Origin of the sequence: Novacetimonas hansenii JCM 7643, from assembly GCF_000964405.1 — a bacterium.
Taxonomy (GTDB): Bacteria; Pseudomonadota; Alphaproteobacteria; order Acetobacterales; family Acetobacteraceae; genus Novacetimonas; species Novacetimonas hansenii.
Genome location: NZ_BANE01000091.1, coordinates 23,725 through 32,517, shown reverse-complemented (window position 1 = coordinate 32,517; position 8,793 = coordinate 23,725). Strand labels below are relative to the sequence as shown.

Here is an 8,793-nt window from a genome sequence, read left to right as displayed (position 1 = left end):
CAACAGGCTGGTATTGTTCAAAAACTTTCGGATCAGGCTCTTAACAAAAACTACCCTGAACTACCGATCTTCGGGTGGGCGGGCATTCGCGTTTGCGACGCGGCGTCCCCATGAAATCAGGTCGCTGGTGCAGTCATCACGATCAATGGTGCATTCAATCAGGGTCGGACCTTCACGATTGGCCAGCCCCTTTTCGATCGCCTGCGCAAGTTCGGCGCCTGTCGTCGCCTTCAGGCCAAGGCCCTTGCCGTCCTCGGCGTTAAAGACCTTCATCAGGCCCGCATAATCCCAGTTCTTGACGTTGTTATACGGACCATCATGGATCTGCACCTCGATGGTATAGCCACGATTATTGACCAAGAAAATCAGAACCGGCAGCTTCAGCCGCACCATCTGCGCCACTTCCTGCGCCGTGAGCTGGAACGACCCGTCACCAACCATCAGCACGATGCGGCGTTCGGGCTCCGCCACGGCATAGCCGAACGTGGCGGGCACAGACCAGCCGATATGACCCCACTGCATCTCCAGTTCCACACGCGCACCATGCGGCAGCTTCATCTGAATGGCGTTGAACCAGGAATCCCCCGTCTCCGCGATCAGGCTGGTTTGCGGTGTCAGGACGCCGCTGATCTGGCGCGCCATTTCCGCGCGCACCAGCGGGGCGGCAGGATCGGCCGCCACAACCGGGGCTGCGGGCCTGTGGATGCGGCGGAATTCCGTGATCGTCGCATCCTTTTTCGGGCGCGTTCCCCACGCTTTCGTCACACCATCCAGCACATCGCGCAGGTGGATGTCGTCATAGGCCACGCCTTCGACACTTACATGCCGCCCATCCGCCACCACGACATTTTCGCCACGCGGCCATGCAGTCCATCCCACGGTGGAATAATCATTAAAGACCGGGGCCAGCGCGATGATACCATCCGACCAGTCAAAGATCTGCCGCACGCCGGGGCTGCTGACATCGCCCCAGAACGTGCCGACATAGCCGGGATGATCTTCGGGGAAGAAGCTCTTGGCCGCAGCCATCGTCGCCACGGCACAGCCCAGCACATCGGCAAGGCGGATGGCCGCGGCCTCTGCGCCAGCGGCACGCACGCGACTGCCGATCAGCAGCACGGGCTTCTTGCGGCTGTCGATGAAGCGGGTCAGTGCATCCACCGCCTGCGCCACGCTGGTGGCGTCGGACGGTACCTCGGCCAGTACCGCACTGGCCGGGCCGGGCCGGGCGCAGGGCTGGGCGGCGACATTGCATGCGATTTCGATATAGGCGGGCTTCTTCTCCCGCAGGGCCGTGCGGATCGCATGGTCGATCAGGGCCGGCGCCTCCGTCGCGGAGGTGATGGACACCGCAGCACAGGTCAGGCGTTTTGCAATTTCGATCTGATAGGAATAATCCGGCGTGCCGATCGTATGGTGCAGGATATGCCCGCTGCCATGATCGTTCGAATTGGGTGCCCCCGAAATCAGGATGACCGGCAGGTTTTCGGCATATGCCCCGCCAATCGCATTCAGCGCCGACAATGCACCGACACTGAAGGTCACGACGGCGGCACCCGCGCCATTCGCACGGGCATAGCCTTCGGCGCTGAACCCGCAATTGAGTTCATTGCAGCAATAAACCTGCCGCAGCCCGTCAATTTCCAGAAGCTGGTCAAGCAGGACAAGGTTGTAATCCCCCGCGACCGCGAAATGATCCTTCAGCCCGATCTGGGCAAGGCGCTCGCCTAGGTAATGTCCGACAGTATAGGCCATGTTCGTATCCCTCCGTATTTTTATTGCAGATGGCCCCATGATAGGTCATGCGGCCATGAGGAAGAATGTTCCAGGACAAACATTCACCAGAAAACCATAGGATTTTCTGGTGAAAGCTTTTTAAAAATCCACAAAGGACATCATTTTTTTAAAAATGCAATGCCCGGAAACACACCCCCGACATACCGCTGTGAACGAACCTCTGGCCCGGCGGGGCGCTAGGGCGGATCCTGTTTGAATACGCGCCTTCAAACAGGTAAAAATGCCCGTAAAAACAGTAAACTGGAGCATTTTCACCGAACCGGTTTTCGGGGGAAAAGCTCTAGACGCTTTCGGCGACCCAGTTCCTGCGCTTGGTCGCCTGTCCGATACCGGGGTTAAAACAGTTGCACGGGTCAAGCTGCTGGTAATGGGCGCGCACGTCGTCGGGTGCGGCATACAGATGACCGAAATTATGTTCCGCCGGGTAACGCGCCCCACGACGGTCCAGCAACGGCAGCATGCGGTGTTCAAGGTCCATGCAGTCATTGCCTTTGCGCACCACGTAATCCTGATGCATCACGTGGCACAGGAAATGCCCGTAATACAGCTTTACGATGATTTCGCGGTCGATCTCCTCAGGCAGGACCTCGAACCATTCGCGGTCGTTACGGCGCAATGCGACGTCAAGGGCGACGATATCCTCTGTCGTGCGGGGATGGACCGCACGATACCGCACGGCCGCACCTGCCGCGGCAAAGCGGTGGAGGAACGCCTTTGCCCCTTCGTCAGGGGTGCATTCGAAAAATTCGCCCTCATGCTGCGCGAAATGACTGTTCAGGAAGTCACGGGCCTCCTGCGCGCCGGATGCACTGACCTTGAGCATCAGGTGATGGGCAAAGCGGTCGCGGTAATCACGCATCCGACGGGGCAGATGGTTGGGGAAAAAATGGCTCATGAACTGCATGAACCGGTCGGTAAAGTGCGACGGCATGAACCCCATGCGGTCAAACAGGCGATCGAACCTGGCCTTCATCGCAAACAGCGCGGGCAGCCGCCGCGTGCCCAGCATGCGAATGACAAGGAACGTGTCCTTGCCGTATTTTTCCGCGATGTTGAACGCATCACGATGCAGGTATTCCCCCGCGATCGGCAGTTCGGAAAACGCACCCAGCACATGGCGGCGCACATCCTCAAGCACGTCGGTCTGGTTCGTGCCGATATAGAAGACGACGGGATTCTTTTCCGCCTCGAACGTATCAAGGCGCACGGCGAACAGGCCCAGATGCCCGGCACAGCCCGACCCTTCGTGCAGGCGACGCAGATCGGCATTATAACGCGCGGGGGTATCGGCATCGATATCGCGCACATGGCGCGCATAATCATCATCATGCCCACGCCCGGCGTTCCAGTTGATGCTGGCGTCGGGGAATGCGCCCTGTTCGGCGCGGGCCAGGATGTCTTCCGCATCGGTGCCAAGGTCGATGCCAAGATGGTTGACCAGGTGCAGGTCCCCAGCCGCATCGACCTGCGCATACAGCGCCATGTCGGTATAGGCCGGGCCACGGCGCACCAGCGCGCCACCGGAATTGTTGCTGACCCCGCCAAAGACGGAGGCGCCGATGCATGACGAACCGATCACCGAATGCGGCTCCCGCCCCAATGGCTGGAGCATACCTTCGAGTTGATCGAGGGTCGCACCCGGCAGGCAGACGACCTGCTTTCCCCCACCAATCAGGTGGATGGTGCGCATGCGCATGCTGTTGACGATGACGACGTCACGGTCATATTTGTCGCCATCCGGGGTCGATCCCCCCGTCAGGCCGGTATTGGCGGCCTGCATGATGACGATCACGCCCGCCTTTACACAGGCCTGCAGCACGCGCCATTGTTCCACCAGCGTGCCGGGACGCACCACGGCAAGGGCGCGCCCCTGCCCAAAGCGGAACCCCCGGCGAAAGGCCAGCGTGGCGCCGGGATCGGTCAGGACATGCGCGTCGCCCACAATCGTGCGGAACGTGTCGATCAACTGCCCTGTGGGTGCGGATGTATCATGCGCCATTGTCAGCATTCTTCTTGAAATCTCCCATCCTGTACATGCGCCACGCACACGCCCCCCCAATATCGAAAGGCCGGTGCGCGAACGCAGGCACATCATGCAGTGTGCCACGTCCGGCACATGCGCGGACAGGTATAAAACACCGGTTTTCCATGTCCATGGAAACCGGCATCAGGCGGCGGCCGATGTTTCGCCCAGGCGCGCCAATGGCTGCATCAGCAGGTGGTTGTGCGAATAATCAACCGGAATGGAAATGACGACCGGCCCTTCGGCCTCCATCGCCGTGCGCAGCGCACCTGCGATTTCATCGGCACTGCGGATCGTAATGCCCCGCGCGCCGCATGAACGCGCGAACATCGCAAAATCGACCGGCCCGAAATCCACGCCCGACCCACGGCCATATTTCTTGCGTTCCTGCATTTCGACCATATTGTACTGCTGATCAACCCAGACCAGATGGACAAGGTTGCATTTCAGCCGCACCGCCGTTTCCAGTTCCATGCACGACATCATGAACCCGCCATCACCGGATACGGAAATGACCTTCTGCGCCGGGTTAAGCAGGCTTGCCGCGATCGCCCATGGCAGGCCGACGCCCATCGTCTGCTGCCCATTGCTGATCAGCATCTGACGCGCACGGAACGACAGCAGGTAACGCGCCAGCCAGATGTGGAACGTCCCCATGTCAAGGCACATCGTCACATCCGGCGTCACGACTTTTTCAAGTTCACGCACGATCTGCAACGGATGGACCGCCGTGTTGCTGGTGCTGCGGGCTTCCAGCAGGTCGCCACGACGCTTGGCATGGTAATCGCCCAGAATTTCCTCAAGCGTGGTCGCGCGCGCCAGCCTGCCCACCTTTGCCGTCAGCGCCGCCACACTGGCTGCGACATTACCGATCAGTTCAACCGCAGGCACGTAATGGGTGTCGAGTTCGGCCGCCACCACATCGACATGGACGATACGGCGCGCGTCATCGACATTCCACAACCACGGGTCATATTCGATCGGGTTGTAACCGATGGAGATGACGACATCGGCCTCATGCAGCAACCGATCGCCCGGCTGGTTGCGAAACAGGCCGACGCGACCGCCGAAACGGTCGGCAAGATCGTGCGAGACCGCGCCCGCCGCCTGATAGGTGCCGATGACCGGCACACCCGCCCGTGCGATCAGGCCCCGCACGGCCTGCGCCACATCGGGACGGCTGGCAAGCAGGCCAAGCAGGATGACCGGGCGCCGGGCCTTTTCAATCAGGGCGGCGGCCTCTGTCACGGCATCGTCGGCGGCGCCCCCCGCATCGGGCAGTGGACGCCCCGCCAGCACCGGGCCGGAAGCCGGCATCGACAGGATGTCCATGGGCGTGCTGACGAACGAGGCCCCGGGGCGCCCCTGCTCTGCAAAGCGCAGGGCGTTGGCCACCACTTCGGACACCGCGTTGGGCGATGTGATTTCCGCGCTGTATTTCGTAATCGGCTGGAACAGGGCGACGGTGTCCATGCTCTGGTGCGTCAGCTTCAGCCGATCCGCCAGCTTTACCGCGCCACCGATCGCCAGCACCGGGTCGCCTTCCGAATTGGCGGTGGCAAGGCCGGTCACGAAATTCGACGCCCCCGGCCCCGATGTCGCGATGGCGATACCCGCACGGCCCGTAATGCGCCCGATGCCCCCCGCGATGAAGGCCGCGTTCTGTTCATGGCGGGTTACAACCGTCTCGATCGGGGAATCCACCAGCGCATCAAACAGGCGGTCAACCTTTGCCCCGGGGATGCCGAATACATGGGTCACGCCATGTTCAACCAGGTTGCGCACAATCATGTCGGCCCCACACTGCGTGGTGGCCGATCCTGCCTTGTCTGTCATATGACCGTTATTCCTGTAACGGGTGCGCCCGGCCCAAGCATGGTGGGGCGCAATTTACGGGTAATACAGTAAAAGGTGGGGTAAAACCCTGCCTTAACCGCCTTCTGCCACGCGAATGGCCTCATGGATATTTTCAGGCGTCAGGTTCGCCTTTGCGAACTGTTCGGTACGCGGAAGCTGGATTTCAACGTCGGAAATGATCCCGACCTCCAGCCGCCCCTGACGGACACGGTAATCGGTCACATGGCCACCACGCTTTCCGTCCTCGGTCAGGAAATGCAGGTGATAACCCGCGACATTGACCCCCTGCATATAGGGCGGCGTGCGAAAGCCGAGCATCGTGCCGGATGATGAGCCAAGCTGCATCGTGGGCTGGCGGCTGACCACATCCAGCATCGGGGGATAGGGATGGCACTGGCAGAAGACGGTGCGTGTCTCCACCTTTTCAAACAGGCCGGTAAAGCGCACGGCGGCGAACAGGTTGGGATTGTCCACCAGGCGGTTGACGATCTCCTCGAACGCGTCCTTGTCGCACGGCGTGTCGATCACATATTCCTTTTCCGGTTGGAAAAAGGTGACGCAGGCGAACGGTGTCTTGAGCGAACCCGGCACGCGCCCGGCCTGCCCGTCGGCACGGAACTGGTGGACGACGCTGTCATTGACGATCATCTCGCCATCAAGGGCGTTGAAGGTGCCAAGGCCGAAATTGCCATGCACCAGAAGTTCATCAAGCGTGGTTTCACCGTCATAGACCGCATCAAGCAGCGCCGCCATGGTGGACGTCTGGTATAGCCTGTTGCGACGGGGGCCGAGACCGGCGCCACCACCCAGTGCGCCGGACCGGGACTCGATCTCACCGACCGATTGGCATCTGAATTTCAAACCATGTCTCCCGCATCAGATCACGGCGGCCGCCTGCGGGCCGGACACCGGATAATTCCTTATGTGCGCAGATGGTGAGGCAGCCCGACCCAATCGTCCAATATATATTTATGCCATTTTCCATATATGAAACATATGGCATATCGCCCCCTATCTTTGCCGTCCCGGCATCGGGATATGCACGACGCGCAGGCATAACCCATGTAAAAACAAAATATTCGCGATATTTTTCCCATCATGAATGACGGCATGCGAAATATTCACGCCATGGGCCGTGCGGCCATTCCCGCCGGGGCGGACATCCCGCCTTGCCCGATGGCCGCGCGCCCGCCATTGTTGGGGCATAACGTTATTGGAAACTGGATACCTGATGACAAAGCCACTTCGCATTGCCGCCTCCGCCCTCGTGCTTTCGGGCCTGCTGGCGACCGGGACGCAGGCCCTCGCTGCCCCCGCCGCCGCCACTGCCCCCGCGCCGGAGGCCACGCAGGCGGCCCATCCCGTGGCCGACTTTCTTGGGCCATGGTCATCCCTGGGGCTTGCGCCGCTGACGATCACGGCGGGCAAGGCATCCGGGGGCGTCACGCCGCTGGAACTGAAACTGCCCGCACCGCTGGAGAAACTGACAGGCCTTGTCGGGCGCACATTCATCCTGCGCCAGGTTGATGGCACGACACTGCATTCCGTCAATGACGACCCGGAAGTCAGCTTCACCCTGACCTCCCAGAACAGCGCGCTCCTCAAGATGAAGGGCAAGAAAGCTGGACAGGTCATGAACCTGCCACTCAGCCGCGCGGACTGAACATCGCGGACATTTCCGCAACCGGGCGGGGGGCGGCATATGGGGATGCCCCATGCCACACAGCCCGGCCCCACCATGAAAAAACCCCGGCCATGCATCGCACGGCCGGGGTTTTTTCATATATCCGCGCGGCAATATATCCACGCGACCGGGCTTTCACCTTCAGTCCGGCATCTTCAGCCGGACATCCTCAGTCTGGCATCTTCAGTCTGGCATCATGCCCATAAGGCCACGCAACTTGCTGCGCAGTTCATTTTCACGCGGGATGCTCAATGCCTCACGCAGGCGCAGCATCTGGCGGCGCGAAGCATAAAGCTGATCGAGCAGCGACAGCACGATGGGCACCCCTTCCTCGTTCACGCCAAGGTCATGGCGCAGTTCGCGGATCAGGATGGCCCGGGCCTCGTCAATCTCACGGAACAGGTAATGGCCGGGCGCACCTTCGGGACGCAGCCATTCACTGTCGATCCAGTGCTGGATCTCGTCCGCGGGAACGCCACCCACCCTGATGCACAGGGTTTCAAAATTGATCATGACGCACCATCCCCCTTCCTGTCATCCTGCCCCCCTTCGGGGTTCCATGATTTCAAGAAGGTCTCGAACGCCGTATCGACCTTGCCGATCATGACCTGCAATTTGACATACAGGTTTCCCGCTTCCTGCCCGCCATGCGCCTTTACCCCACGCCCACGCAGGCGCAGCACGCTGCCGGTATCGGAATGGGGGGGGACGTTCATCTTGACCGGGCCTGCGGGGGTGGGCACCGTGATGCTGCCGCCAAGGACGGCGGTTTTCACGTCGATCGGCAAGGTGGAACGGACATCGTTGCCATCGCGGGTATATACGGCATCGGGCATCACCGAAATGGTAATCAGCGCATCGCCCGCGGGACCGCCCTGGAACCCTTCGTCGCCCTTGCCACGCAGGCGCAGGACCTGCCCGTCATTGATACCCGGCGGGATCTTTACATCCAGCGTCGCCCCACCGGGCAACGTCACGCGCGATGTGCCGCCATTGACGGAATCAATAAAACTGACGGTCAGGGCATATTGCCGGTCCTCGCCCTTCATCGGGCCTTGCGGGCGACGGCGGAAGCCACCGCGCTGACCGAACATGCCGCCGAATATGTCGCCAAGGTCGTCTTCGGAAAACTGCCCGCCGCCATAGAAATGGCCCTGCCCGCCTTCGGCATGGTTGCGGTATCCACCGCCGCCGAAACCGCGTTCCTGTCCTTCCGCGTCGATTTCACCACGGTCAAAGCGCGCACGCTTTTCCTCGTCAGACAGCAGGTCATTGGCCGCCCCGACCGCCTTGAACTGCTCTTCCGCGGCCTTGTCGCCGGGGTTGAGGTCAGGGTGGTGCTTTCTGGCCAACTTGCGATAGGCCTTGCGGATTTCGTCCTGGCTGGCGGTACGCGCCACGCCAAGTACCTCGTATGGATCTTTACTCACGG

The 8,793-nt window shown here is 61.0% G+C and carries 7 protein-coding genes; 1 reads left to right on the top strand and 6 read right to left on the bottom strand.

All coding sequences use genetic code 11. From position 1 onward, the window contains the following. Positions 1–60 precede the first annotated feature (60 nt). The 4 genes from B7G66_RS07330 to budA form a co-directional block, all read right to left on the bottom strand. Positions 61–1,755, bottom strand: coding sequence for an alpha-keto acid decarboxylase family protein (locus B7G66_RS07330; RefSeq protein ID WP_003622049.1), 1,695 nt, complete (start codon positions 1,753–1,755; stop codon positions 61–63). 322 nt (positions 1,756–2,077) lie between these two features. Continuing rightward, positions 2,078–3,805: a D-lactate dehydrogenase gene (dld, locus tag B7G66_RS07325; RefSeq protein ID WP_048858972.1), complete on the bottom strand. Its 1,728-nt coding sequence runs from the start codon at positions 3,803–3,805 to the stop codon at positions 2,078–2,080. 159 nt (positions 3,806–3,964) lie between these two features. Further along, positions 3,965–5,656: an acetolactate synthase AlsS gene (gene alsS / locus B7G66_RS07320; protein WP_003622045.1), complete on the bottom strand. Its 1,692-nt coding sequence runs from the start codon at positions 5,654–5,656 to the stop codon at positions 3,965–3,967. A gap of 93 nt (positions 5,657–5,749) precedes the next feature. After that, positions 5,750–6,538 (bottom strand): acetolactate decarboxylase, encoded by a 789-nt coding sequence (gene budA / locus B7G66_RS07315; RefSeq protein ID WP_040511091.1) that lies wholly within the window; start codon positions 6,536–6,538, stop codon positions 5,750–5,752. 370 nt (positions 6,539–6,908) lie between these two features. On the opposite strand from budA, the gene B7G66_RS07305 reads away from it, so the two are divergent. Beyond that, positions 6,909–7,340, top strand: coding sequence for a hypothetical protein (locus tag B7G66_RS07305; protein WP_040512916.1), 432 nt, complete (start codon positions 6,909–6,911; stop codon positions 7,338–7,340). Between the two features lie 204 nt (positions 7,341–7,544). On the opposite strand, the gene B7G66_RS07300 is transcribed toward B7G66_RS07305, so the two are convergent. Both B7G66_RS07300 and B7G66_RS07295 read right to left on the bottom strand, forming a co-directional pair. Further along, the gene (locus B7G66_RS07300; RefSeq protein ID WP_003622040.1) at positions 7,545–7,874 is read right to left on the bottom strand and encodes a chaperone modulator CbpM; all 330 of its coding nucleotides are present in this window, start codon (positions 7,872–7,874) and stop codon (positions 7,545–7,547) included. Beyond that, complete coding sequence (locus B7G66_RS07295) at positions 7,871–8,791, bottom strand: DnaJ C-terminal domain-containing protein (protein WP_003622039.1); 921 nt, start codon at positions 8,789–8,791, stop codon at positions 7,871–7,873. Before B7G66_RS07295 ends, B7G66_RS07300 begins: the two co-directional genes overlap by 4 nt. Between the last annotated feature and the right edge of the window lie 2 nt (positions 8,792–8,793).